This window comes from Ensifer sp. (assembly GCF_035999185.1).
Lineage (GTDB): Bacteria > Pseudomonadota > Alphaproteobacteria > Rhizobiales > Rhizobiaceae > Ensifer.
The window spans coordinates 1-24,270 of record NZ_DASYHB010000045.1; the positions used below are offsets into that span (position 1 = coordinate 1).

Here is a 24,270-nt window from a genome sequence, read left to right on the forward strand (position 1 = left end):
GCTCTTCACCTTCTGCGAATAGACACCCATCGGCGTGGTGATGGTGGTGCCGACGCTGACGATCTCGAAGCCGCGATCGGCGATCTGGTTGTCGAGATAGGGCTGGTGCTGGAACGAGTTGGCGTTGAGGTCGCCATCGGCCAGCGCCTGGTTCGGAACGACGTAGTCGGAGAATTCGAGGATCTCGATGTCGAGGCCCTTGGGGGCTGCGACTTCCTTTACCTTCTCCATGATCTGGGCGTGTTCGCCCGGCGTGACGCCGACCTTGATGGTCTCGGCAAGCGCCGTTCCGGCGGTGAGAGCGGCAATCGCCGCCGCGATGATGAGCTTCTTCATGGGTGTCTCCTTGTTCACGTTCAGTCTTGGGAGGAAGTCAGGTCTTGCGGTTTTTCTTGTCGAACCGTCGCGCCAGGCCGTCGCCGGCGCTCTGGACGAGCTGCACCAGCACGATCAGCACGATGACGACGACAAGCATCACGTCGGGCATGAAGCGCTGGTAGCCGTAGCGGATGCCGAGGTCGCCGAGCCCGCCGCCACCGACCGCGCCGACCATCGCCGAATAGCCGATGAGGCTGACAGCGGTCATGGTGAGCGCCAGCGTCAGCGCCGGGCGCGCTTCGGCCAGCAGCACCTTGAAGACGATCTGCATCGGGGTCGCCCCCATGGCGCGCGCCGCCTCGATCAGCCCCTTGTCGATCTCGCGGATCGCCGCTTCCACCAGACGGGCAACGAAGGGAATGGTCGCGATCGTCAAGGGCACGATCGCCGCCTTGGTCCCGATCGAGGTGCCGGTCAAAAGCCGGGTGAAGGGAATGATGGCGACGACGAGGATGATAAACGGCGTCGAGCGCGTGGCGTTGACGATCAGCCCGACGATGCGGTTGATCGTCGGCGCCGGGAACAGTTCTCCCTTGCCGCTGGTCGCAAGGAAGATGCCGATCGGCAGCCCGATCAGCGATCCGATCAGGCCGGCGATCGCGACCATGTAGATGGTGTCGACGGTGGCGCCAGCGATGCGCAGCAGAATATCAGGCGACATAACCGAGCACCTCCGTGACCAGGCCGTTTTCGGTAAAGAAGCGTTCGGCGCGCGCGGATGTCTCGGCATCCGCGCCATAGGCGACAACCAGCGAGCCATAGGGCGCGCCGCCGATCTCGTCGATCGTGCCGGCGATGATGTTGACCTCGGCGCCGACAGACTTGATCAGCTGCGAGATCAACGGCTTTTCGGCGGCCGCACCAAAGAAGGTAAGCCGCACCACGGCACGGTCGCCGGAAGCCGGTTGCGGCTTCAGTGCGCGCGCCACCGCGTCCGGAAGCTTCGAGCCCGGCAGGCCCGAAAGCAGCGCCCGCGTCGTCTCGTGCTTCGGATGGGTGAAGACGTCGAAGGTGTGACCACGCTCGACGATGCGGCCGTGGTCGATGACGGCAACGTCGGAGGTTACGGCCTTCACCACCTCCATCTCGTGGGTGATGAGCAGCACCGTGAGACCGAGATCGGCGTTGATACGCTTCAGAAGTTCGAGGATAGACTGCGTTGTCTCCGGGTCGAGTGCCGATGTCGCCTCGTCCGAGAGCAGGAGCTTCGGCTCGGTCGCAAGCGCCCGGGCGATGCCGATGCGCTGTTTCTGGCCACCGGACAGCTCGGCCGGATAGCGGCCGTGCTTGTCGGCAAGTCCGACAAGATCGAGCAGCGGCCGGACGCGCTGCTCGATGGCGCGCTTGTCCATGCCTGCAATCTCCAGCGGCAGCGCGACGTTGCCGAAGACGGTGCGCGACGAAAGCAGGTTGAAGTGCTGGAAGATCATGCCGACGTTGCGGCGAAGGCTGCGCAGCGCCGCCTCGTCGAGTGCGCCGACGTCGACACCATCGACCAGGACCTTGCCGCTGCTCGGCTTTTCGAGCCCATTGACCAGCCGGATCAAGGTCGACTTGCCGGCGCCTGAGCGACCGATGATGCCGGTGATCGAGCCACGGTCGACCGTCAGCGAGACGTTATCGAGCGCGGTGAACGCGCCGCTCTGGCCAGAGGCGGGAAAACGCTTGGAGACGCCGTCGAACACGACGGCTGCGTCAGCCGATGGCGCTGCGTTTTGGGCGGAAACGCTCATCGTTCGGATATCCCCGAAAGAGGCGCTGTCGAATCGTGCGGGTACATAGGTGCTCTCGGATGTTCAAAACTTGGAGATCCCGACCAGGTCGGGATGGAAGGCGCGTCCGGTCAGGCCGACATTCGACAACGCATTCGGAACAGGGAGCACTTCTCTAGCATCAAGCAACCAGTCAGTTCAACTTTGGCGTCGCATGGCCCGCATGCGACATAATCTACGGCTCTTATGGAGAATTGGCGCACCGTTTCACAGGCATGATTTTTCCGAATATGCTGCCGGACGGCAAAACCATGCTCTTTTGCTGGGCGCCCGCCCGCGAAACGACACATCGCGGCGCCAGCACCTTGGATATCCTCGGCCGAACGGACTGCGCCCGCAGACTTTTCGTGCTAACCGGCGGGGACCACGGATTACGAGGTAGAAAATGCGCATCGTCTTGACCGGAAGCTCGGGCCGCATCGGCCGGGCGATCTACAACGCGCTCGCCGCAGACCATGACGTTATCGGCATCGACCGCACGCCTTTCGGCACGACGGCCATTGTTGGCGACCTCGTCGACGGCGAACTGCTGGAGCGCGTGATGGAGGGTGCCGACGCAGTGATCCATACCGCCGCCTTGCATGCGCCGCATGTCGATGCGGTAGACGACCAGGAATTCGAGCGCGTCAACGTGATGGGCACGCATCTGGTGATCGCCGCCGCACAGGCTGCCGGTGTCGGCCGCATCGTCTTCACGAGCACCACGGCGCTCTATGGTCATGCGGTCAGGGACGGCAGCTGCGCCTGGATCACCGAAGAAACGCCACCGAAGCCCCACACGATCTACCACCATACCAAGCTTGCAGCCGAAGCCTTGCTCGAAAACGCCGCCGATCGCGCTCTTTATGTGCGGGTGCTGCGCATGTCCCGGTCTTTCCCGGAGGCGGCGGACAAGGTGGCCGGCTACCGCCTGCATCGCGGCATCGATGTGCGCGATGTCGCGGCAGCGCATGTAGCGGCACTCGACAACGGCGGACCGGCCTTCCAGCGCTACATCATTTCAGGCGAGACGCCGTTCCTGCCGACCGACTGCCGCCGCCTGGCAGAGGACGCAGCCGGCCTGCTGCGCGAGCGTGCACCAAAACTGTCGCAGGCCTTTGCCGATCGTGGCTGGACGCTGCCCATGACAATCGACAGGGTCTACGACCCGAGTTCCGCGATTGAAAAGCTCGACTGGAAGCCACGCTTTGGATTCAAGGAAGTGCTGGCGCAGCTCGACCGGCAGAGTCTGGAAGTGCTGCCGGTTCGCTCGCTGTCTTGAAACCGAGATCCTCGCGGGCGGCTTAAACCGCCCGCACACTTGTCAGCCGTGGTTGCCCTTCGGGAACTGTTCGGCGAGTGCCTGATACCACTGCCCGCTCTTCTTGATGGTGCGGACCTGGGTGTCGTAGTCGACATGCACGATGCCGAAACGCATCTTGTAGCCCTCGGCCCATTCGAAATTGTCCATCAGGCTCCAGGCGAAATAGCCGCGCATCGGATAGCCCTCGGAGATCAGGTCGGCCGTCACAGACAGGTGCTCGGCGATGTAGTCGAGCCGCGGCTGATCGTCGACGATGCCGTTCTCGACGCCCATGTTGTAGCAGGCGCCGTTTTCGGTGATGTAGCAGTCGGGCAGCTGGTATTTGGCGTTGAGTGTCCTGACCAGGCTGCCGAGCGCCGGCGCGTAGACTTCCCAGCCGATATCGGTCTTCGTCTCGCTCACCGGCTTGGCGTTGACCGTCGCCGGATACTCGGCACCCTTCGTCGGGTCGTCGCTGACGCGCATCGGCGTGTAGTAGTTCAGCCCCCACCAGTCGAGCGGCCGGGAGATCGTCTCCATGTCGCCGTCTTCGATTAAGGGCATGCGATGGCCGAGCGCGCTCATGAAGCTCTCGGGGTATTCCCCTCCAAAGATCGGGCCGAAGAACACGCCGTTGTGGAAGTCGAAGGCGCGGTCGGCGGCTGTCTTGTCGGCTGCACTGTCGCTGCCCGGATAGACCGAATGCGCGTTGATGACGATGCCGGCCGGCAGGTTCGGCCGCTCGGAGCGGATAGCATCGACGCCGAGCCCGTGCGCCAGGTGGGTGAAATGCAGCGCGTGCAGGGCCGCGTCCATGTTGCGCTCACCCGGCGCATGAATGCCGTAGAGGTGGCTCAGCCAGACCGAGCACCAGGGCTCGTTGAAGGTCGCGACCGCATCGAGCCGATCGCCGAGGCGGGCGATGACCGTCTTGGCATAGCGCTGGAAGGCGTAAGCGGTCGTGCGCGCGGTCCAGCCGCCGTCGCCCATCAGCGCCAGCGGCAGGTCCCAATGGTAGAGCGTCGCATAGGCCTTGATGTTGCGGGCCTTAAGCCCGTCGACCAGGCGATCGTAGAAATCGAGGCCCTTCTCGTTGATCGGACCGGTACCCTCGGGGATGATGCGCGGCCAGGCAATCGAAAATCTGTAGGCATCGACGCCAAGGCTCTTGATCAGGTCCAGATCCTCGTCCAGCCGGTTGTAGTGGTCACAGGCGATATCGCCATTGTGCCGCCCGAAGACGCGGCCCGGCATATTGGAAAAAGCGTCCCAGATTGACGGCTTGCGGCCATCGGCCTTGGTGGCGCCTTCGATCTGGAAGGAGGCGGTCGCCACCCCGAATACGAAATCGCCCGGAAAGCGTTCAGCCAGAATCTTGGGATCGGTCATCTCTTTGGTCTCGTCTCGTTCCGGCCCCGCTATCAGCGGGGCCACGTTGTTTTCTCGTGTTCTGAGGTCGACCTAAAGCCGTGCCCGCAGATGTCAACTCGCGAAAAAGGGCGGGAAAGCCCGCCCTTCCGCCCGCCTGAGGCGTCGCTTACACCTTTACCCACGCACCATTTCGTTTGGATGACTGGACGCAGGCGTCGACAAACACCATGCCCTTCATGCCGTCGTCGATGGTCGGATAGGTGACGGCCGGATCGACCGTCTCGCCCTTGCGCTTGGCAAAGATCGCGCGCGCCGCTTCGCTGTAGATATTGGCGAAGCCTTCAAGGTAGCCTTCCGGATGGCCCGACGGCACGCGGCTGACACGGTTGGCCGCAGCGCCAGCACCCGCGCCGGCACGGGTGAGCAAGCGCTTCGGCTCGCCGAACGGCGTGTACCAGAGATAGTTCGGATCCTTCTGCGTCCATTCGAGCCCGCCCTGGGTGCCGTAGACGCGTACCATCAGGCCGTTCTCGTGGCCTGGCGCCACCTGGCTGCACCAGAGCAGCCCCTTGGCGCGTTCGCCGTCTTTCTTTTTGAAACGCATCATCACATGCGCATTGTCGTCGAGCTGACGGCCCGGCACGAAACTGTCGAGATCGGCCGACAGCTCCTCGAGCTCAAGCCCCGAGACGAAGGCGCCGAGATTGTAGGCATGCGTGCCGATGTCGCCGGTCGAACCTCCGGCGCCGGACCGGGCCGGATCGGTGCGCCAGGCCGCCTGCTTCTGGCCGGATTGCTCGATGTTCTCAGTCAACCAATCCTGCGGATATTCCATCTGCACCAGCCGGATAGCGCCGAGTTCGCCATTTGCGACCATCTCGCGCGCCTGACGCACCATCGGATAGCCGGTGTAATTGTGGGTCAGCACGAACAACGCGTCGCTCTCGTCGGCCGCCTTCTTCAGCTTCTTGGCGTCGCCAAGCGTCGAGGTCAGCGGCTTGTCGCAGATGACGTGAATGCCGCGCTTCAGGAACTCCTTGGCCGCGGCGTAGTGCACGTGGTTCGGCGTTACGATTGCGACCGCCTCGATGCCATCCTTCAGCTTGGCTTCGCGGATCGCCATCTGCTTGAAGTCGGAATAGACGCGCGACGGATCAAGCCCAAGCTCGCGGCCCGAGCTTTCCGCCTTCTCCGGCGTCGACGACAGCGCGCCGGCCACCAGCTCAAAATGATCGTCGAGCCTGGCTGCGATGCGGTGCACCGCGCCGATGAAGGCGCCGGAACCACCACCCACCATGCCGAGCCGGATGCGACGCTCGCGCTTCTCGCTCGTTCCTTCGATTGCCATAGTCTTCTCCCCTGTTTCCGTTCCGTGTGTTGTGTTGTTTGTCGCGGCTGATGCCCCTCATCCGCCTGCCGGCACCATCTCCCCCCATGCGGGGAGAAAGGAACTGCCGCACCGCTCGCCAAGTCCCAAGCAACAGCCCCTCTACGCTCTCAACGGGTGCCGTAGCTGCAAGCGCAGCCGCAGTTCGTGTCCCCTCTCCCCGCTTGCGGGGAGAGGGTTAGGGTGAGGGGCAGAAACTCAGATCCCCAGCATGCGCCGGTTGGCGGCCTCGTCGGTGCCAGCGCCGGCAAAGTCGTCAAAGGCCTTTTCGGTGACGCGGATGATGTGGTGCTTGACGAAGTCGGCCCCCTCGCGCGCGCCGTCCTCCGGATGTTTCAGCGCGCACTCCCACTCGACCACCGCCCAGCCGGAAAAATCGTTGGCCGCCATCTTCGAAAACACCGCGCCGAAATCCACCTGGCCGTCACCGAGCGAGCGGAAGCGGCCAGCGCGGTTGACCCAGCCCTGATAGCCGCCATAGACGCCCTGCCGTCCGGTCGGGTTGAACTCCGCATCCTTGACGTGGAACATCCGGATGCGGTCTTTGTAGATGTCGATGTTGTCGAGATAATCGAGGCACTGCAGCACGTAGTGCGACGGGTCATAGAGCATGCAGGCGCGGGCATGGTTGCCGGTGCGCTCCAGGAACATCTCGTAGGTGATGCCGTCGTGCAGGTCCTCGCCCGGATGGATCTCGTAGCAGATGTCGACGCCGTTCTCCTCGGCATGGTCGAGGATCGGCTTCCAGCGCTTTGCCAGTTCGTCGAACGCGGTCTCGACAAGGCCGGCCGGCCGCTGCGGCCAGGGATAGACGAAGGGCCAGGCAAGCGCACCGGAAAAGCTCGCCATCGCATTCAGCCCGAGGTTCTTCGAGGCGGTCAGCGCCAGCTTCACCTGCTCCACCGCCCAGGCCTGCCTTGCTTTCGGATTGCCGCGCACTTCGGGTGCCGCGAAACCGTCGAAGGCCTCGTCATAGGCCGGATGCACGGCGACAAGCTGGCCCTGCAGATGGGTGGAAAGCTCGGTCACCTCGACGCCGTTGTCGCGCGCCGTGCCGGCAAATTCGTCGCAATAGGCCTTCGAGGTCGCAGCCTTCTGAAGGTCGATCAGCCGTGCATCCCAACTCGGGACCTGCACGCCCTTGTAGCCGCAGTCGGCGGCCCATTTGGTGATCGCATCCCAGGAGTTGAACGGCGCCGCATCGCCGGCAAACTGCGCAAGAAAGAGCCCTGGCCCCTTGATCGTCTTCATCCCGATTTTCCTCCCGATGGAACGGCCGAAGATGTCTCGACCCGTCCGGTCAGTTGCCGAAAGGCGGCACAGGAACGTCCTGTTTCCGTCGCAACCGATGTACCTGAAACGTTGCAGGCGCTGCACGCTATCAGATTTTCGACTGGGGGCAACCGGCGAAAGGGCGGATTTCCCGAAGATTTGTAATCGATTTCATTTCTTCTGTTCGAAAAACCGCCGAACGCGTTTCGGAATGGGTCTGAGCGCTTGTAAAGCCGATCTTCGACTGCGGACGCCAAAGAGAAAGGGCGCCATCATGGCGCCCCTTCCCCCCTCGTCCGCCGCTCTCCTCAGACGATCATCCGTATCGCCGGCTGGCAGGCGCCGGATTGGACCTGCCCTGCCGTCCGGCAGATACGGTGAATTGATCGACCAGCCCTTTGAGCGTGGTACTCACCTGCATGAGCGTATGGGTCGCAGCGCTGGTTTCTTCCACCATTGCCGCGTTCTGCTGCGTCATCTGATCCATGTTGGTGACGGCCGTGTTGATCTCGGCAATGCCGGCCGACTGCTCGCGGGCCGAACCTGCGATCGCGTCGATATGGCCGTTGATGTGGATCACCTGGTCGCCGATATGGTGCAGGGCCTCGCCCGTCCTGTTGACGAGCGACACGCCCATCAGCACATCCTCGGCCGACTTGTCGATCAGCTCCTTGATCTCGCGCGCGGCTTCTGCCGATTTCTGCGCCAATTCGCGCACCTCCTGCGCCACGACTGCAAAGCCCTTGCCGGCCTCACCCGCGCGCGCCGCTTCCACCCCGGCGTTAAGCGCCAGGAGGTTGGTCTGGAACGAGATCTGGTCGATGACGCCGATGATCTGGGTGATCTTGCGCGAGGATTCCTCGATCGCGCTCATCGCCGCCACCGCCTGCTCGACGATCGCGCCGGACTTGCGCGCCTCGTCGGTCGCGTTTCCGACGACCCGTCGTGCCTCCTCGGCGCGCGATGCGGCTTCCTTGGAAATGGTGGTGATCTCCTCGAGCGCTGCTGCCGTCTCCTCGAGCGAGGCAGCCTGCTGCTCGGTGCGCCGCGCCATGTCGTCGGTCGCCGACACCAGTTCGCCGGCGTTGTTGGCCGTTTCCTCCGACGCGCCAACGATGGCCCCGAAGGTCTGGTCGAGCTTGCCGAGTGCTGCGTTGAAATTGGAGCGAAGGCTTGCGAACTGCGGCGCGAGTTCCGCCGCGATGACGGCGGTGAGATCACCGTCGGCAAGCCGCTTGAGACAGTTTTCAAGCGCTAAGAGCGCTTCCTCCTGCTGTCCGTTCAAGACCTGCCGTTCGGCCTCCGAGCGCTCGCGTTCCTCCTGCAAAGCCTCGAGATAGACCGAGATGGCATAGTCCATATCGACCATCGCCGCCTTGACGACGGCCGCCACATCCGTGCCGATTTCCCTTGCCTTGTTGCGATAGAGGAAGCCCGTCAGATGGCTCTCGATGACGCTCTTCAGGATGGATTCGATGATCAGCGCATATCCACCGATGTACCAGCGCGGCTCAAGTCCAAGGCGCGCATGGGTTTTGCCGATCGTGGTGACGGCATCGACATATTGCGCATCGAACCTCGCAGAGGCGATCAGCTCCCAGTGTTTCGCCTGTCTCGCCTTCGCCCCCTGCACATGCGCGTCGCTGGCAAAGAAGCGCGCCGTCTCCGGAATGGCGCGGGCCTTGGAGTAGAATTTGTTCAGTGCGGTATCGAGCGAAGCGGAAATGACGGGCAGCGAGCGCGCGAGCGCCGTGCGCTGGGTATCGTCAAGATCGACGAACTGCAGGCGCTCGTTGAGCAGTTTTGTTTTGGAATCGAAGCTGGTCATGCGGTTTGTTCCCCCGGTGCCGCGACAGGACGCATGACAAGTCGCCGCTGCAGCTCAAGGTTCGGCGTACCCTGCACGAGCGTTTTACCACATTGTAAAGTAGAAATAACTGCAAATTGTAGATGATTATTTATGCTATCATGAATTGCAAGTCGATAGCACAAATACAACCGTCGTCAGGGACACACGCGTGTCGACGGTTGCGCACCAATTTCAGGATCGGTCGATAAAGAATTCCATGGAATCCGCCTCCCGGCAACAACCAGAAAGCGCCATCTATTTCCTGCTGTGGAAAAACACACATCCAGGGTGGCAAAATATGACAAAAATCAAGAGCGGCCGGAAAAACATCCGGCCGCCCGTTAGCTTGCTACCCGCGCTCAGACGTAGCGGTTGACGACGTTTTCCAGCAACTCCTGCTTGCCGGACTTCGGTTGCGGGTTGAGGTCGGACTTCAGCACCCAGGCCTCGATCTCCTCCAGCGAGAAACCGCCGTCGAGCATCTTCTTGGCTTCCGGTACCTGCCAGCCGGCATAACGCTGATCGAGCGGGGCGGAGAGTGCCTTGTCCTCGATCATCTTCGCTGCCGCCTTCAGGCCACGGGCGCAGCAGTCCATGCCGCCGATATGGCCGATCAGCAGGTCTTCCGGGTCGATCGACTGGCGGCGCAGCTTGGCATCGAAATTGGTGCCGCCGGTCTTGAAGCCACCGCCTGCAAGAACCTGGTAATAGGCGAGCGCCATTTCCGGCACGTTGTTCGGGAACTGGTCGGTATCCCAGCCGGACTGGTAGTCGTTGCGGTTCATGTCGATCGAACCGAAGATGCCGAGCGCGTTGGCGAGCGCCAATTCGTGCTCGAAGGAGTGGCCGGCAAGGATTGCATGGCCCTGCTCGATGTTGACCTTGACCTCGTTCTCCAGGCCGTAGTTCTTCAGGAAGCCATAGACCGTCGCGACGTCGTAGTCATACTGATGCTTGGTCGGCTCCTGCGGCTTCGGCTCGATCAGGATCGCGCCCTTGAAGCCGATCTTGTGCTTGTACTCGACGACGAGGTTGACGAAGCGACCGAGCTGGTCGAGCTCGCGCTTCATGTCGGTGTTGAGCAGCGTCTCGTAGCCTTCGCGTCCACCCCAAAGCACGTAGTTCTGGCCGCCGAGGCGCTTGGTGGCATCAAGGCAGGTCTTTACGGTCGCCGCGGCAAAAGCGAAGACATCCGGATCCGGATTGGTCGCAGCACCCGACATGTAGCGCCGGTTGGAAAAAAGATTGGCCGTGCCCCACAGCAGGTTGACCCCGGTCTCGGCCTGCTTCTTCTCAAAATGGTCGACGATTTCGTTGAGGTTCTTGGTGTTCTCCGAAAAACTTTTGCCTTCTGGGCGCACGTCGGCGTCGTGGAAGCAGTAGAAGGGAACGCCGAGCAGGTCGAAGAATTCGAAGGCGACGTCGGCCTTCAGCTTCGCCGCGTCCATCGTGTCCTTGAACCAGGGACGCTCGAAGGTCTGGCCGCCGAAGGGATCGCCGCCCGGCCAGACGAAGGTGTGCCAATAGGCAACCGCAAAGCGCAGGTGGTCTTCCATGCGCTTGCCGAGAACGATCTCGTCCTTGTTGTAGTGACGGAAGGCCAGCGGATTGGCGCTGTCGGGCCCCTCATATTTGATCTTGGCGATATCGCCGAAAAATCCTGTGCTCATGGGTTTGGCTCCTCTCAAGGATGATGCGAATGGGATGGATTTCGGCCGGCGTCGCGCACGCGGTACGCGCGGCCATTACGTGCAAGGTAATTGGTTTCATTCCCTCGACCGGCGATATCTCGGGCATCGAAAGACCAAACGAAAGGAACACTTCGATGCACGACTTCAACGCGATCGCCGAAGCCTATGTTGCCGCCTGGAACGCTAGCGATGTTGCAAGCCGCGCGGCGCTGATCGAAAAGGTTTTCTCCGCCAATGTCAGCTATCGCGATCCGATCATGCAGGGCGACGGCCACGCCGGGATCGATGGGCTGATCGCCGGCGTCCAGGGGCAGTTTCCGGGCTTCCGCTTCACGCTGAAGGGCGACGCCGACGGTTTCGCCGATACGATCCGCTTTTCCTGGGCGCTCGGCCCTGAAGGCGTCCCCTCGGTCATCGAGGGCACCGATGTCTGCGAGATCGAGAGCGGCCGACTGAAGTCGGTCACCGGCTTCCTCGACAAGGTCCCGGCCCGCTGAGCGTGCGGCAAGCAGCTTGAGGTGCAGCGTCGTCACGACGCGGCACCCTTGATCGCCGGATAGAGCCGACGGTAGAGCTGGTAACTCTCCTCGTAGGCCGAAACCAGCGACGCGTCGGGCGCGATGGTCTCGGCGGTGCGCGGCGCATAGCAGGTGGCGACGGGATCCGCTCCCGTTGCCGCGATCAGGCCAAGGCGGGCCGCACCGAATGCGGCACCGAAATCGCCGTCGGCAGGAAGATCGACAGGCAGGTCGAGTGCCGTTGCGATCGACTTCAGCCAGTAGCGCGAGCGCGAACCGCCGCCGATCGCGGTGACCCGCGAAAGCGTCGTACCGGCCGCGCGAAGGGCCTCCAGGCTGTCGCGAATGGCAAAGGACACGCCTTCCATCACCGCCTGCGTCAACACCACGCGGCTGCTTTCATGTCCAAGGCCAACGAATGCGCCGCGGATCGCGGCATCATTGTGCGGCGTGCGCTCGCCCGAAAGATACGGCAGGAAGGTGACGCCGCTCGGCGCCTTCAGCTCATCGCCGAGCTCGGCGCTCAAGTCAGCGGCATTGCGACCAGCAATGCCCGAGTACCAGTTGAGCGCGTCGGTCGCCGACAGGATGACGCCCATCTGGTGCCAGGTGTTGGGCAGCGCGTGGCAGAAGGCGTGCACCGCACTTTCCGGATTGGGCAGGTAGCTGGCGTTGGCGGCAAAAAGCACGCCCGAGGTGCCGAGCGAAACGAACGCATGCCCCTCGCCGACCGTGCCCATGCCGCAGGCGGACGCCGCATTGTCGCCGGCACCGCCGGCAACCACGACATCGCCGGAGATCCCCCAGCGGGCGGCGAGTTCCGAACGCAGCCTACCGGCCGCCTCAGTTCCCTCGACCAGGCCCGGCATCTGCGTCTCGTCCATGCCCGTGGCGGCAAGCAGGCTTTCGGACCAGCGCCGCTTGCCGGTATCGAGCCAGGCGGTACCGGCCGAGTCCGACATTTCCGACATGTGCTCGCCGGTCAGCCAGAGGCGCAGATAGTCTTTCGGCAACAGCACCCAGCGCACTTTTGCGAAGATCTCGGGCTCGTTGGCCCGAACCCAGGCAAGCTTCGGCGCGGTAAAGCCGGGAAAAACGATATTGCCGGTGATCGCGCGGAACTGCGGATCTGCGTCGAGCGCTGCCGCCTCGCGAAAGCTGCGGGTGTCGTTCCAGAGAATGCAGGGCCGAAGCACCCGGTCGTCGGCGTCGAGCAGCGTCGCGCCATGCATCTGGCCGGAAAGGCCGATGCCGCGCACGACCGCAAGTTCTTTGGGATGCGCTGCCTTCAAGCCGGCAATCGCCTCTTCGGTGGCGCTGACCCAATCGGCCGGGTCCTGCTCCGACCAGCCGGGATGCGGCCGCGAGACGTCGAGCGCGCCGGATGCCGAGCCGATGATACGCTGGTCGCCGTCGATCAGCATCGCCTTGACGCCCGAAGTACCGAGATCCAGTCCGAGATACATGCTTGCCTCCATTGAGCGGTTCCGGATCAGGAACCGCGTAAATCTAGAGCGTTACGCCGGATCGACCGGCAGGTTGTCCCTAAGGAAAATCTCGATGCGGATGCGCTCCTGCGCCGCGATCACCTGAAGGCCATCCGCGCGGGCCTTCAGGACACGGATGGCGCTGCGCACCTCGTGACCGGCATCCTGATTGAGCAGCGCGTCGATGGTGCCCGAGAGGAGTGCTGCGCGGCTATGCGGCGTCAACTCGTGCGCAACAGTGCAGACTTCCTTCTGCCGTCCCGATGCCTCGAGCGCGGCGATCAGGCCGCGATTACCGGCGCCAAGGCTATAGATGCCGGCAAGGCCGGGGTGGTCGGCAAGCAGGTTGGCAACGAGGCGCTCGACCTCGGCCGGATCGTCGTGGCCTTCGACGACGGACAGGAGGCGATGCCCAGGCGCGCTTTCGGCCATCGCCGCGCTGAAGCCATCGAGGCGGTCGCGATGGTCGCGCACCAGCATCGAGCCGGCGACGATCGCCACCGGACCTTCTCGCCCGCCGAGGAACCGCCCCATCAAGGTGCCGGCGGTCCGGCCAGCGGCAAGGTTGTCGACGCCGGCAAAGTGATCGCGCGTCGATCCCGGCAGATCGGAAACGAGGGTGACGACCGCAATTCCCGCTTCGCGCAGGGCGTCTACGGCCGTGACGACCTCCGGCGCATCGATTGCCACCACAGCGACACCCGCAGGGGCGAGACCGCGCGCACGCTCAAGAGCTGCTGCGAGCGCTGCCGGATCGAAGGCCGGCACGGAGAGAACCGTGATTGCGGTACGCTCGATTGCGGACCGTGCCCTTGCCGCCTCCACCTCGACTGCAAGGCCGCGCATGAAGGTGTTGTCGCCTTCCGGCAGGATGAAGACGAAGGGATAGGTGCGGCTCTTGGCAAGGTTGGCGGCCGCGACGTCGCGGACATAGCCGAGCGCCTCGATCGCACGCTCCACCTTGTCGCGGGTGACGCCGCGCACGCCCGGACGGTTGTTCAAAACCCGGTCGACGGTCGCAAGGCTGACCCCCGCCTCCGCAGCGATATCGTGAACGGTTGGCCTCATGTTTTCCTCCGGGCACTGCCTTTAGAGGAATTTTTGATGTACGTAAATCAAGAATCTGCGGAACGAGGGAAACAAGCGTCGCAGCGTCGGCGGGAAGCCGGTGCAACGCGCCCATTAAACCATTGATAAAAATGACTTAAAAAGTACCAGCCGAGCGTGTTTGCGAGACTAGCCCAGCCGCTTGCTGAAGGCTGTGGTAAAGGTAACCTCGCCATGCATGGCACCAGCCTCGGCGATCACCACGTCCATGAAACCGTCAGTGACGCGCACGACGGCAAAGCCCCCCATATAGGCCGCTTTCGGCTTGATCAGGTCCAGCCCGCCCTGTCGGTAGATCATCGCGGTTTCGTGCTGATGTCCATGGAACAGGCCGATGACGTTGTAGCCCTTTACGACATCGAGCAGCGCCTGGCGCTGGTCCATGCTCCACCAATGCGGCGCGCCATCGCCATCATCGTCGAAGGTCTTGGCTTTCGCGTCCCACACTTCCGTCGAAAACGCGTCCCAGCCATAATGCTGAAACAGGATCACCGGCCGGCCGTCGCCGGCATAGGCGGCAAGGTCCTGTTTCAACCAGGGCAGCGCGTCTACCGCACCCTTGCTTTCATCACCGCCGAAGCGCTGCAATTGCACAAGGTGCAGTCCGCCCCAGTCCCAGGAATAACAGTCCGAAAGCGGATCGTAGTTGGTGACCGGCACCGGCGGTTTGTAGAACACCGTCTGGCGATGATTGAGCTCGACATAGTCGCGCAACTCGCGGCGATACCAGTCGACATGCGGCGGCGGTCCGTCCTGGTCGAGGTCATGGTTGCCGAGCCCGACATAGACGGGCATGTGGACGCGATCGGGTCCCGCCCCTTCCTGGTAGCGGCTGGAGAACTGTTGCAGCTGCCGCCCCTCGCGCGGCTGGCGCACCTGGCCGCCGCCGTCGTCGGTGATGTCGCCGCCAAGCACCAGCCCGAGCGGCTTGCCGATCTCGCGCCCGGCGCCGGCAAGGCCGCTCGGCTTGCCGGCGATCGTCTCCGGCCAGCGCATGGAATGCGCCGCATTTATTGCCGCCACATGACGAAGCAGGTTGGCGTCGGTCTTGCCCTCGCCAGCGCAGTTCGGCGCAAGCCCCTCGATCGAGACGAGGCAGGCGTGGATGTCGTTGGAAAACAGGAAGGTCGCATCGGTCGCCGGAACGGCAGCATGGGCGCGAGGGAACGCAAGCGCTGTCCCCATACCGGCAAGACCCGCAACGAAAGATCGCCGGGAAATGCCATCAGAAACCGATCGCCGCATGCCGCTCCCCCTCTCACACTTGGGACAGAAGTGTGCCGCAAGGTGCAGCTCGCGTAAACCGAGAGCCGCGCCTTGCTTTGAGAGGGGGAGCTAGTGACCGCCGCCGCTCGGGCCGACGCCCTTCGGCTTGCTGATCATCATCACACCGAGGATCAGCGACAGGAACAGCACCGTCAACAACATGAAGATATCGCCAAAGGACAGGATGACCGCCTGCTTCTGCGCCATGCCAGCCAGTTGCTTGATCGCGATCGTCGTACCGTCGAGACCATGGGCGTTGAAGTTCGCGACCATGTTGTTGAACCGCTCCATCGCTTCCGGATTGCCCCACTGCACGTGCTCGGCGAGACGTGCATAGTGGAAGTCCTGGCGCTGCGTCAGGATCGTGTTGATGACCGCCAGTCCCACCGCGCCGCCAAGGTTGCGGGTCAGGTTGAAAAGGCCCGAGGCGCCGCGCATGCGCTCCGGCGGCATCGTGCCAAGCGCGATGTTGTTGATCGGAACCATGCAGAGCATCAGCCCGACACCGCGGAGAATCTGCGGGATGAACAGCTCGTAGAAATCCCAGTCGGCGGTCAGATGCCCCATGATCCAGGTGCCGCTGGCAAAGCTTGCAAAGCCGATCGTCATCAGCACGCGCGGATCAAGCTTGCCCGACAGGATGCCGGCAACCGGCGCGGTGAAGAACATGGCCAGGCCCGAGACGAACATCGTCTCGCCGATCATCAGCGAATCGTAGCCGCGGATGCGCCCGAGATAGAGCGGATAGAGATAGGTAAGGCCATAGAGGCCGATGCCCATCACGAAGGAGAACATCGAGCCGAAGGCGAAGTTGCGGTTGGCAAAGGCCCTGAGGTCGACCACCGGGAATTCCACCTTGAAGGCCCGGTAGAAGAAGATCACCGCGGCGATCACGGTCGCGACCGCCCCCATGACGATGTGATCGTCATTGAACCAGTCGTTGGCGTTGCCTTCTTCCAGAACGTATTCGAGCGAGCCAAGGAAGATCGCCATCGACGCCAGGCCCCACCAGTCGAACTTCTTGAACAGGCCGAGCTCCGGCTTGTCGAAGTCGATGAAGGTCCAGGTGAGCGTCGCGACGATGATGCCCGGGATGACATTGACGAGGAACAGCCAGTGCCAGGAGAAGGCGTGGCTGAGATAGCCGCCGACCGTCGGGCCGATCGTTGGCGCCAGTGTCGCGATCAAGCCGATGATCGGCGACACGATGTTGCGCTTCGACGGCGGGAAGATCGTGAAGGCGGCCGCAAAGACCGACGGGATCATGCCGCCGCCGATGAAGCCCTGAATGGCGCGGTAGACGATCATCTGGTCGATGTTCGTCGCGGTCGCGGCAAGCGCGCTGGCCGCAGTGAAGCCGGCAGCCGAGACAGAGAACAGCACGCGCGTCGAGACGATGCGCGCCAGCGTTCCCGACAGCGGGATCATGATGACTTCGGCAATCAGATAGGATGTCTGCACCCAGCCGATCTCGTCCGAGCCGGCCGACAGGCCCGCCTGGATTTCGGCGAGCGAGGCCGAAACGATCTGGATGTCGAGAATGGCCATGAACATGCCGACGACCATGGCGAAGAAGGCAATCAGCCTCTTCGGATCCATATGTTCCTCGACCTTCGGTGCGGCGGCCGCCACCGAACCTGCTGTTGCCGTTGCGGCCATCGAAGCCACTCCTTGCAAAGGCGCGCCATCAGGCGCGCCGGCGTTTGGGCCCGGTTACTTGGTGGCGGCGACCTTGGTCGCGTCCGGTGCCGTGCGCGTGTCGACATCGACGACGACGCTTAAGCCCGCGCGCAGGTGACCTTCCGCCAGCACGTCGGCCGGCAGCGTGATGCGCACCGGCACGCGCTGGATCACCTTGGTGAAGTTGCCCGTGGCGTTCTCGGCCGGCAGCAGCGAGAAGACCGAACCGGAAGCCGGCGAGATCGAGGCAACGGTGCCTTCGATCGCGTGATCCTCATAGGCATCTACATGGACCTTCACCTTGGAGCCCGGCACAAGATGGGCGATCTGGGTCTCCTTGAAGTTGGCATCGATGTAGAGCTGGTCGACCGGAACGAGCGCAGCCAGACGCTGGCCGGCAGAGACGAGGTCGCCGACCTGGACCGCGACGTTACCGACGATGCCGTCATAGGGCGCCTTCAAAACGGTGAAGCCGAGGTCGCGGTTGGCCTTGTCACGGGCAAGCTCCAACGAACGGATTTCGCTTTCAGCTTCCGTGCGCTGCGCTTCAAGCACGGTGATGCTCGCATTGGCGGCGGCGATGTTGGCGTCAGCGCCCGCAAGGTTTGCGCGTGCCTGGTCGAGCGCCACATCGGCGTTGTCAAGCGAAGCAACGGTGCCGACCGCCTTGGACTGGAGGTCGCTTGCGCGCTTCTGCGCGAGTTCGGCGCCGCGCACCGTCGCTTCGAGAGCCTTCTTCTGCGCTTCCGTCTGGGCAAGGCTTGCCTTGGCGCCAGCGATCTGCGCGTCGAAACGGCTGAGGGCCAACTTCTGGGTGGCGATCTTGGCTTCGGCCTGTTCGGCCGCGATGCGGTAGTCGCCATTGTCGAGGGTGACCAGCGGGTCGCCGGCCTTGACCTTCTGGTTGGCGACGGCGTCGACCTTGGCGACGTAACCCGAAACCTTCGGCGAGATCGTCGCAATATCGCCTTCGATATAGGCGTCATCGGTCGAGATCATGAAGCGGCCGTTGGTCCACCAGTCGTAACCGAACCAGGCACCGGCGGCGAGAAGCGCCAGACCGAGGACAGGAAGAATGGGCTTGCGCGCCTTCTTCTGCGGCGGCGCTGTTTGCGCGACCGGAGCGGGCGCGACGGCTGCCTGCTCTGCTGCGGGCGCCTTCGCCTCGAGCGCAGTTTCCTGAACCGGCTGCGTCTCGAAATTCTCGTCGACGGGACGGACGCGGGCAGCACTGGACGTTTTGGATGCAGACATTGGGCACCGGCCTGGTTAAAGATTGCTGAACGAACTGAACCGTTCGGTTCGATTGGAACTTGACATAGGCCCTTTCTCGTCGCATATCAAGAGGAAATCGAACCGCGTGGTTCGATGACTAATATTTAATGCACGCAGGACGGAAACAAGCGACCACCATGAGCACGGTGAAGACCGGAACGAAGGACGTGATCCAGCCGAATGTCGGCCAGGACGAAGATCTCAATTCGGGCGGCCGCCACGCCGCCGGCGAGGACCCCGCCAAGCGCGAGCAGATCCTCGAAGGCGCACGGCGCGCGTTTCTGAGCCAGGGTTTCGACGCTGCCAGCATGAACGACATCACCCGCGAGGCCGGCGTCTCCAAGGGTACGCTCTACGTCTATTTCGAGAACAAGGAAGACCTGTTCAAGGCGCTGATCATCAAGGGCAAGACGCGGGTGGTCCAAACCGCCAAGCACGCGCTCAACGATCACGACGACGTCGAGGAATCGCTCTATGATTTCGGCGTGACGCTGACGACCAGCATGACCTCCGAAGAGACCATTCGCTCGATGCGCATGGTGATCGGCGTTATTGACCGCATGCCGCATCTGGCCGAGCGCTTTTTCAGCGAGGCGCCCGAGAACGGTTACACCGTGCTCAAGGCGTATCTCGACCGCCAGGTGCCGACCGGCGTTCTCGACATCGACAACACCGAGATCGCCGCCCGGCAGTTTATCGAGATGGCTCAGGCCGGCCTCTTCAAGCACCGCCTGTTCGGCGGCATGTGCTCTGCTCCGCCGCGCGAGCAGATCGAGGCAACGGTGACCGCCGCCGTCCGCGTCTTCATGTCCGCCTACGGACCGAAGAGCTAGACTGGCCGGCACCGGCCCCTGCGGCCGTCGGGGCACTGCAATCCAGCAATTGCGATCAAGCACGCCTTCAGGCAAGACCCTATCAACAGGGCACTGCCAAGGGAGTGATGATGAGTGCCATCGGACGGGCGATCTGGTTTATCGAAAGCCATTTCGCGACAGACATATCGCTGGATGAAATCGCCGAGGCCGCAGGCCTTTCGCGCTTCCATCTCTCACGCGTCTTCGGGCTGGTCACCGGCCGCTCGATCAGCGCCTATATTCGCGCCCGGCGGCTGAGCGATGCCGCCCGCGCGCTTGCCGATGGCTCCGCCAACATTCTTTCGGTGGCGCTCGATGCGGGTTATGGCTCGCACGAGGCTTTCACCCGTGCCTTTCGCGACCAGTTCGGCGTGACGCCGGAAACGGTGCGCAAACAGAGGCACGTTCGAAACATCGAACTGATGGAGCCTTTAAGAATGGACGACACGCGCCAAATCAAGCTCGAACCGCCGCGCTTCGAAGAAAGCCCACCGCTGCTTCTGGCTGGCCTTTCGGAAACCTACGCCTACGGCCGCACCGAGGGCATCCCCTCGCTCTGGCAACGTTTCAACCGCCATTTCGGCAACATACCGAGCCAGAAGGGTAACATCGCCTACGGCGTCTGCAACGACAGCGACGCGGAGGCCGGGACGTTTCGCTACATGGCCGCAGCCGAGGTCAGCGCGATCGACGACTTGCCGGGAGGCTTTTCGACACTGAAGCTGCCGAGGCAGCGCTATGCCGTCTTCCTGCATCGCGGCCACATCTCGGCGATTGCCAAGGTGGCGCACTACGTCTTCGGCACCTGGCTGCCGGAATCCGGGCTTCAGCACGCCGAAACGCCCGATCTCATCGAGCGCTACGATGAGCGCTTCGACCCGAATTCGGGCACCGGCGTCGTCGAAATGTGGATTCCCGTCAAATCGTAAACGGTAAAGCGCCGCCGCAAACGAGCGGCGGCGCTTGTCACGTCCGCAATGTTTCTTAAATACTTTCGGCGATTCTTGCGCGACGACGCGCCACCCAAAGAGAAAGATCGCCGATGCAGGACCTCCTGTTGCTTGCCCAAGACCCTGCCGCCTGGGTCGCCCTCGTCACCCTCGTCGTCATGGAGGTGGTTCTCGGCATCGACAACCTGATCTTCATCTCGATCCTCACCAACAAGCTGCCGGTCGAGCATCGGGAAAAAGCGCGGCGCATCGGCATCGCGCTCGCGCTGATCATGCGGCTTGCGCTGCTTGGTACCGTCGCCTGGATCGTCAAGCTGACGACGCCGGTGTTCGAGGCCTTCGGCCACGGCTTCTCCTGGAAGGACATGATCCTGATCGCCGGCGGCCTGTTCCTCGTCTGGAAGGCGACCAAGGAAATCCACCACAACGTCGACCCGAGCGATCACGGCGAGGACTTCATCGCCTCCTCGGCGATCAACAGCTTCGGCGCCGCCATCGCCCAGATCCTGCTGCTCGACCTCGTCTTCTCGGTCGACAGCATCATCACCGCAGTCGGCATGACGCCGCATCTGCCGATCATGGTCATTGCCGTCATCGCTGCCGTCACGGTCATGCTCGTTGCCGCCAACCCGCTCGCCAACTTCATCGAGAAGAACCCGACGATCGTGATGCTGGCGCTCGCCTTCCTCCTGATGATCGGTACGACGCTGATTGCCGAGGGCATGGGCCTGCACGTGCCGAAGGGTTACATCTACGCGGCCATGGCCTTCTCGGCGCTTGTCGAGATTCTCAACATGGTCGCCCGCAACGCGCGCTTGAGGAAAGCCGGAAAGCTCTAGACGAGCTTACACCCCAACGTCATTGCAAAAGAGGCCCGCATCGTCGATGCGGGCCTCTTTTGTTGCGGGGGGACACCCGTGAAGACACGAGGCCGAGCCGACGGCCGTCAACCGCGAGCCATCGACGACGACGAGAGAGGGATCATTCCTCGTCCTTGCGCCGATCCACGCCGGCGACCCGGCCCCGCGCCTTCTGCCCAACAACGCGTCTGCGCGCGAAACGTTCCCTCATCTCATCGTGGATCAGGCATCCGGCCGATGCCCGACCTCCACCAGGATGTTGCCGGGAATGACGACATAGAGAACGTAAGCGCCGTGACGGTCCTCCGGTTTGTTCACCGCGCAGCCAGATGCCAACAGCCCCTGGTAGGCCTCATCGACCTCGGCGCGTGTCGGCAGCAGGAAGCCGACATGGTAGGTCTGGGCGCCGAGGTTCACCTGGTCGCCGCCGCCGAGCGCGGTGATCGGCGGACTGACGACGAGCACCAGGCCGGAACCGTCCGTCAGGCGGTAGAAGGCGTCCTTGCCGCGCTTTTCGACCAGCGTCAGGCCGAAGTGGTCGATCAGGAAAGTCGCCGTCTCGGCAACGACGGGGCTATGGAGGTCGATATGGTTCAGTCGCATGTCTGCAGTCTCCGTGTTTGAACAACGCGGCGGACTGCGTCGACTTTGCATGACCCGCCGCGGACCGATGCGGGATCGCATCGGAACCACGTCGCGGGTTCGAACGGGACGTTCGAGCAGAGCTTCGCCGGCCATGGACGGCTGCGAAGGGACCGGGCTTACCTTATCCGGTCCTGCCTTTTTCGACCGGACCTCAATACAGGATAATCGGCGACGGCGGAAGATGCGGCCGGGATCAGTTCCGACCGGCGTCCGGATCGACCTTCTGAAGTTCCTGGAGATAGGCATCGAGGCGGTCGAACTTCTGCTCCCAGAAGCCACGGTAGCCGTCGAGCCAGCTGTTGACGTCCTGGAGCGGCGCCGCTTCGAGCCGGCAGGGCCGCCACTGCGCTTCCCGGCCGCGGCTGATCAGCCCGGCACGCTCGAGCACCTTGAGATGCTTGGAGACCGCCGGTAGGCTCATCTCGAACGGTTCCGCCAGTTCGCCGACCGACGCCTCCCCGAGGGCGAGACGGGCAAGAATTGCCCTTCGCGTGGGATCGGCCAGGGCTGAGAGCGTCGTCGACAAGCGATCTTCCGGCATTTTCTAAAAAACCTATCAGTTAAATAACCTTTCGGTTCATTACCGCTCGTGAGTGGCAGAGTCAACAAAAAGTGGCGTAATCCACTTTCCGTTGACATGATCGGCGTTCTATGGTCTCACCCGAGCCATTGGAACGGCCTGCCGATACCGCAGTTGCGGCACCCTTGCGGGCTTTTCCTTCCCATAAAATGCGCGCCCGACGGTCGGAATTCGTCTCCGGCAAGGGGCGAAAAGCACGTCAGACGGGCAAAGACCATGGCAAATTCAGCAGTCCGGGTACGCATCGCACCCTCCCCCACCGGCGAGCCGCATGTCGGCACGGCCTACATCGCTCTGTTCAACTATCTGTTCGCGAAAAAACACGGCGGCGAGTTCATCCTGCGCATCGAAGACACCGATGCGACCCGCTCGACGCCGGAATTCGAAACGAAGGTGCTGGACGCGCTGAAATGGTGCGGGCTCGAATGGTCGGAAGGTCCTGATATCGGCGGTCCCTACGGCCCCTATCGCCAGAGCGACCGCAAGGACATGTACCGCCCGTACGTCGAGAAGATCGTCGAGAACGGCCACGGCTTCCGCTGCTTCTGCACGCCCGCGCGGCTTGAGCAGATGCGCGAGAGCCAGCGCGCCGCCGGCAAGCCTTCGAAGTATGACGGCCTGTGTCTCAATATTTCGGCTGAGGAAGTGACCTCGCGCGTGGCCGCCGGCGAGCCGCACGTCGTGCGCATGAAGATCCCGACCGAGGGTTCGTGCAAGTTCCACGACGGCGTCTATGGCGATGTCGAAATTCCGTGGGAAGCCGTCGACATGCAGGTTCTGCTCAAGGCCGACGGCATGCCGACCTACCACATGGCCAACGTCGTCGACGACCACCTGATGAAGATCACCCACGTTGCCCGCGGCGAGGAGTGGCTGGCCTCGGTGCCGAAGCACATCCTGATCTATCAGTATCTTGGCCTCGAACCGCCGGTCTTCATGCATCTGTCGCTGATGCGCAATGCCGACAAATCGAAGCTGTCGAAGCGCAAGAACCCGACGTCGATCTCCTATTACACCGCTCTCGGCTACCTGCCGGAAGCGCTGATGAACTTCCTCGGCCTGTTCTTCATCCAGATCGCCGAAGGCGAGGAACTGCTGACGATCGAGGAACTGGCGGCAAAGTTCGATTCCGAAAACCTGTCCAAGGCCGGCGCGATCTTCGACATCCAGAAGCTTGACTGGCTGAACGCCCGCTGGATCCGCGAAAAGCTTTCGGAAGACGAGTTCGCCGCTCGAGTCCTTGCCTGGGCGATGGAAAACGATCGCCTGAAGCAGGGCCTGAAGCTCAGCCAGTCGCGCATCTCCAAGCTCGGCGAACTGCCCGATCTCGCAAGCTTCCTGTTGAAGTCCGACCTCGGCCTCAAGCCCGAAGCCTTCGCCGGCGTGAAGTCGACGCCCGAAGAACTGCTCGAGATCCTCAACACCGTTCAGCCGGATCTCGAAAAGATCCTCGAATGGAACAAGGAATCGATCGAAGCCGAACTGCGCGCGATCGCGGAACGCATGGGCAAGAAGCTGAAGGTGATCCTGGCGCCGCTCTTCGTGTCCGTGTCCGGCTCGCAGCGCTCGCTGCCGCTGTTCGACAGCATGGAGATCCTTGGCCGCGCCGTGGTTCGCCAGCGTCTGAAGGTCGCCGCCCAGGTGGTCGCCTCCATGGTCGGCAGCGGAAAGTAAGGAGAGCACGAGATGAACGACAAGACCGAAACCACTGGCCTCTCCTCCGACGTCACGGAAGTGCGCGCGCAGAAGCTGAAGCTCCTGCGCGAGCAGATCGGCGACGTCTATCCGGCGCATTTCCACCGGACGATGTCCAATGCCGAGCTCACCGCCAAGTACGAAGGCCTGGAGCCAGACACCGAGACGCAGGACGTCGTGACCGTTGCCGGCCGCGTCTACTCCTCGCGCAACTCCGGCATGTTCATGGACATCCATGACGCCTCGGGCAAGATCCAGATCTTCAGCCACAAGGACGTCACGAGCGAAGAGGCCCGCGGCCTGCTGCCGATGATCGACATCGGCGACATCATCGGCGTCACCGGCGTCGTA

The 24,270-nt window shown here is 62.9% G+C and carries 22 protein-coding genes; 7 read left to right on the forward strand and 15 right to left on the reverse strand.

Annotated elements, in window-relative coordinates; all coding sequences use genetic code 11:
* The 3 genes from VGO04_RS04955 to VGO04_RS04965 form a co-directional block, all read right to left on the reverse strand.
* The coding region (locus VGO04_RS04955) for a MetQ/NlpA family ABC transporter substrate-binding protein (protein WP_327494852.1) at window positions 1-336 on the reverse strand (336 nt) is incomplete at its 3' end.
* Window positions 337-373: 37 nt separating this feature from the next.
* A complete protein-coding gene (locus tag VGO04_RS04960; RefSeq protein ID WP_327494853.1) occupies window positions 374-1,039 on the reverse strand; it encodes a methionine ABC transporter permease in 666 nt (221 codons plus the stop codon).
* Window positions 1,029-2,111, reverse strand: coding sequence for a methionine ABC transporter ATP-binding protein (locus VGO04_RS04965; protein WP_327494854.1), 1,083 nt, complete (start codon window positions 2,109-2,111; stop codon window positions 1,029-1,031). Before VGO04_RS04965 ends, VGO04_RS04960 begins: the two co-directional genes overlap by 11 nt.
* A gap of 424 nt (window positions 2,112-2,535) precedes the next feature.
* Here VGO04_RS04965 and VGO04_RS04970 point away from each other — a divergent pair, with 424 nt between their 5' ends.
* Window positions 2,536-3,411 carry an NAD(P)-dependent oxidoreductase gene (locus VGO04_RS04970; protein WP_327494855.1) on the forward strand — a complete coding sequence of 292 codons (876 nt, stop codon included), beginning with the start codon at window positions 2,536-2,538 and terminating at the stop codon, window positions 3,409-3,411.
* 42 nt (window positions 3,412-3,453) lie between these two features.
* Here VGO04_RS04970 and VGO04_RS04975 read toward each other — a convergent pair whose 3' ends face one another.
* The 5 genes from VGO04_RS04975 to xylA all read right to left on the reverse strand — a co-directional run bounded on the left by VGO04_RS04975 (window position 3,454) and on the right by xylA (window position 10,981).
* Window positions 3,454-4,821 (reverse strand): GH1 family beta-glucosidase, encoded by a 1,368-nt coding sequence (locus tag VGO04_RS04975; protein WP_327494856.1) that lies wholly within the window; start codon window positions 4,819-4,821, stop codon window positions 3,454-3,456.
* Window positions 4,822-4,969: 148 nt separating this feature from the next.
* The gene (locus tag VGO04_RS04980; protein ID WP_327494857.1) at window positions 4,970-6,151 is read right to left on the reverse strand and encodes a Gfo/Idh/MocA family oxidoreductase; all 1,182 of its coding nucleotides are present in this window, start codon (window positions 6,149-6,151) and stop codon (window positions 4,970-4,972) included.
* Between the two features lie 237 nt (window positions 6,152-6,388).
* On the reverse strand, window positions 6,389-7,441 hold the full coding sequence (locus tag VGO04_RS04985; protein ID WP_327494858.1) for a sugar phosphate isomerase/epimerase: 1,053 nt from the start codon (window positions 7,439-7,441) through the stop codon (window positions 6,389-6,391).
* 337 nt (window positions 7,442-7,778) lie between these two features.
* Window positions 7,779-9,290, reverse strand: coding sequence for a globin-coupled sensor protein (locus tag VGO04_RS04990; protein WP_327494859.1), 1,512 nt, complete (start codon window positions 9,288-9,290; stop codon window positions 7,779-7,781).
* A gap of 380 nt (window positions 9,291-9,670) precedes the next feature.
* On the reverse strand, window positions 9,671-10,981 hold the full coding sequence (gene xylA, locus VGO04_RS04995; RefSeq protein ID WP_327494860.1) for a xylose isomerase: 1,311 nt from the start codon (window positions 10,979-10,981) through the stop codon (window positions 9,671-9,673).
* A 155-nt stretch (window positions 10,982-11,136) separates the two neighbouring features.
* On the opposite strand from xylA, the gene VGO04_RS05000 reads away from it, so the two are divergent.
* Window positions 11,137-11,499, forward strand: a complete 363-nt coding sequence (locus tag VGO04_RS05000) for a nuclear transport factor 2 family protein (RefSeq protein ID WP_327494861.1) — start codon at window positions 11,137-11,139, stop codon at window positions 11,497-11,499.
* 32 nt (window positions 11,500-11,531) lie between these two features.
* Here the strand turns inward: VGO04_RS05000 and xylB are convergent, their stop codons facing one another.
* The 5 genes from xylB to VGO04_RS05025 all read right to left on the reverse strand — a co-directional run bounded on the left by xylB (window position 11,532) and on the right by VGO04_RS05025 (window position 18,314).
* Entirely contained in the window at window positions 11,532-12,986 is a 1,455-nt protein-coding gene (gene xylB, locus VGO04_RS05005; RefSeq protein WP_327494862.1) for a xylulokinase, read from the reverse strand.
* 51 nt (window positions 12,987-13,037) lie between these two features.
* A complete protein-coding gene (locus VGO04_RS05010) occupies window positions 13,038-14,075 on the reverse strand; it encodes a LacI family DNA-binding transcriptional regulator (protein WP_327494863.1) in 1,038 nt (345 codons plus the stop codon).
* Window positions 14,076-14,243: 168 nt separating this feature from the next.
* The gene (locus VGO04_RS05015; RefSeq protein WP_414650514.1) at window positions 14,244-15,359 is read right to left on the reverse strand and encodes a metallophosphoesterase; all 1,116 of its coding nucleotides are present in this window, start codon (window positions 15,357-15,359) and stop codon (window positions 14,244-14,246) included.
* 90 nt (window positions 15,360-15,449) lie between these two features.
* The gene (locus VGO04_RS05020; RefSeq protein ID WP_327494864.1) at window positions 15,450-17,039 is read right to left on the reverse strand and encodes a DHA2 family efflux MFS transporter permease subunit; all 1,590 of its coding nucleotides are present in this window, start codon (window positions 17,037-17,039) and stop codon (window positions 15,450-15,452) included.
* A 54-nt stretch (window positions 17,040-17,093) separates the two neighbouring features.
* Window positions 17,094-18,314, reverse strand: coding sequence for an HlyD family secretion protein (locus VGO04_RS05025; RefSeq protein ID WP_327494865.1), 1,221 nt, complete (start codon window positions 18,312-18,314; stop codon window positions 17,094-17,096).
* Window positions 18,315-18,472: 158 nt separating this feature from the next.
* Between VGO04_RS05025 and VGO04_RS05030 the strand changes: the two genes are divergently transcribed.
* From VGO04_RS05030 to VGO04_RS05040, 3 genes are all read left to right on the forward strand, one after another.
* A complete protein-coding gene (locus VGO04_RS05030; RefSeq protein WP_327494866.1) occupies window positions 18,473-19,168 on the forward strand; it encodes a TetR/AcrR family transcriptional regulator in 696 nt (231 codons plus the stop codon).
* Between the two features lie 110 nt (window positions 19,169-19,278).
* On the forward strand, window positions 19,279-20,118 hold the full coding sequence (locus VGO04_RS05035) for an AraC family transcriptional regulator (RefSeq protein WP_327494868.1): 840 nt from the start codon (window positions 19,279-19,281) through the stop codon (window positions 20,116-20,118).
* A gap of 113 nt (window positions 20,119-20,231) precedes the next feature.
* On the forward strand, window positions 20,232-20,978 hold the full coding sequence (locus VGO04_RS05040) for a TerC family protein (protein WP_327494869.1): 747 nt from the start codon (window positions 20,232-20,234) through the stop codon (window positions 20,976-20,978).
* A gap of 243 nt (window positions 20,979-21,221) precedes the next feature.
* On the opposite strand, the gene VGO04_RS05045 is transcribed toward VGO04_RS05040, so the two are convergent.
* Together VGO04_RS05045 and VGO04_RS05050 are read right to left on the reverse strand one after the other, a co-directional pair.
* On the reverse strand, window positions 21,222-21,602 hold the full coding sequence (locus VGO04_RS05045) for a VOC family protein (protein WP_327494870.1): 381 nt from the start codon (window positions 21,600-21,602) through the stop codon (window positions 21,222-21,224).
* 235 nt (window positions 21,603-21,837) lie between these two features.
* Window positions 21,838-22,185, reverse strand: a complete 348-nt coding sequence (locus VGO04_RS05050) for a metalloregulator ArsR/SmtB family transcription factor (protein ID WP_327494871.1) — start codon at window positions 22,183-22,185, stop codon at window positions 21,838-21,840.
* Between the two features lie 255 nt (window positions 22,186-22,440).
* On the opposite strand from VGO04_RS05050, the gene gltX reads away from it, so the two are divergent.
* Both gltX and VGO04_RS05060 read left to right on the forward strand, forming a co-directional pair.
* Entirely contained in the window at window positions 22,441-23,898 is a 1,458-nt protein-coding gene (gene gltX, locus VGO04_RS05055) for a glutamate--tRNA ligase (protein WP_327494872.1), read from the forward strand.
* A gap of 12 nt (window positions 23,899-23,910) precedes the next feature.
* Window positions 23,911-24,270, forward strand: a 360-nt coding sequence (locus VGO04_RS05060) for an OB-fold nucleic acid binding domain-containing protein (protein ID WP_327494873.1), incomplete at its 3' end; no start/stop codon positions are given.

Coding starts and splice junctions, on each gene's coding strand:
- VGO04_RS04960 (WP_327494853.1), bottom strand. CDS start 1,039: ATGTCGCCTGATATTCTGCTGCGCATCGCTGGCGCCACCGTCGACACC.
- VGO04_RS04965 (WP_327494854.1), bottom strand. CDS start 2,111: ATGAGCGTTTCCGCCCAAAACGCAGCGCCATCGGCTGACGCAGCCGTC.
- VGO04_RS04970 (WP_327494855.1), top strand. CDS start 2,536: ATGCGCATCGTCTTGACCGGAAGCTCGGGCCGCATCGGCCGGGCGATC.
- VGO04_RS04975 (WP_327494856.1), bottom strand. CDS start 4,821: ATGACCGATCCCAAGATTCTGGCTGAACGCTTTCCGGGCGATTTCGTA.
- VGO04_RS04980 (WP_327494857.1), bottom strand. CDS start 6,151: ATGGCAATCGAAGGAACGAGCGAGAAGCGCGAGCGTCGCATCCGGCTC.
- VGO04_RS04985 (WP_327494858.1), bottom strand. CDS start 7,441: ATGAAGACGATCAAGGGGCCAGGGCTCTTTCTTGCGCAGTTTGCCGGC.
- VGO04_RS04990 (WP_327494859.1), bottom strand. CDS start 9,290: ATGACCAGCTTCGATTCCAAAACAAAACTGCTCAACGAGCGCCTGCAG.
- xylA (WP_327494860.1), bottom strand. CDS start 10,981: ATGAGCACAGGATTTTTCGGCGATATCGCCAAGATCAAATATGAGGGG.
- VGO04_RS05000 (WP_327494861.1), top strand. CDS start 11,137: ATGCACGACTTCAACGCGATCGCCGAAGCCTATGTTGCCGCCTGGAAC.
- xylB (WP_327494862.1), bottom strand. CDS start 12,986: ATGTATCTCGGACTGGATCTCGGTACTTCGGGCGTCAAGGCGATGCTG.
- VGO04_RS05010 (WP_327494863.1), bottom strand. CDS start 14,075: ATGAGGCCAACCGTTCACGATATCGCTGCGGAGGCGGGGGTCAGCCTT.
- VGO04_RS05015 (WP_414650514.1), bottom strand. CDS start 15,359: ATGCGGCGATCGGTTTCTGATGGCATTTCCCGGCGATCTTTCGTTGCG.
- VGO04_RS05020 (WP_327494864.1), bottom strand. CDS start 17,039: ATGGCCGCAACGGCAACAGCAGGTTCGGTGGCGGCCGCCGCACCGAAG.
- VGO04_RS05025 (WP_327494865.1), bottom strand. CDS start 18,314: ATGTCTGCATCCAAAACGTCCAGTGCTGCCCGCGTCCGTCCCGTCGAC.
- VGO04_RS05030 (WP_327494866.1), top strand. CDS start 18,473: ATGAGCACGGTGAAGACCGGAACGAAGGACGTGATCCAGCCGAATGTC.
- VGO04_RS05035 (WP_327494868.1), top strand. CDS start 19,279: ATGAGTGCCATCGGACGGGCGATCTGGTTTATCGAAAGCCATTTCGCG.
- VGO04_RS05040 (WP_327494869.1), top strand. CDS start 20,232: ATGCAGGACCTCCTGTTGCTTGCCCAAGACCCTGCCGCCTGGGTCGCC.
- VGO04_RS05045 (WP_327494870.1), bottom strand. CDS start 21,602: ATGCGACTGAACCATATCGACCTCCATAGCCCCGTCGTTGCCGAGACG.
- VGO04_RS05050 (WP_327494871.1), bottom strand. CDS start 22,185: ATGCCGGAAGATCGCTTGTCGACGACGCTCTCAGCCCTGGCCGATCCC.
- gltX (WP_327494872.1), top strand. CDS start 22,441: ATGGCAAATTCAGCAGTCCGGGTACGCATCGCACCCTCCCCCACCGGC.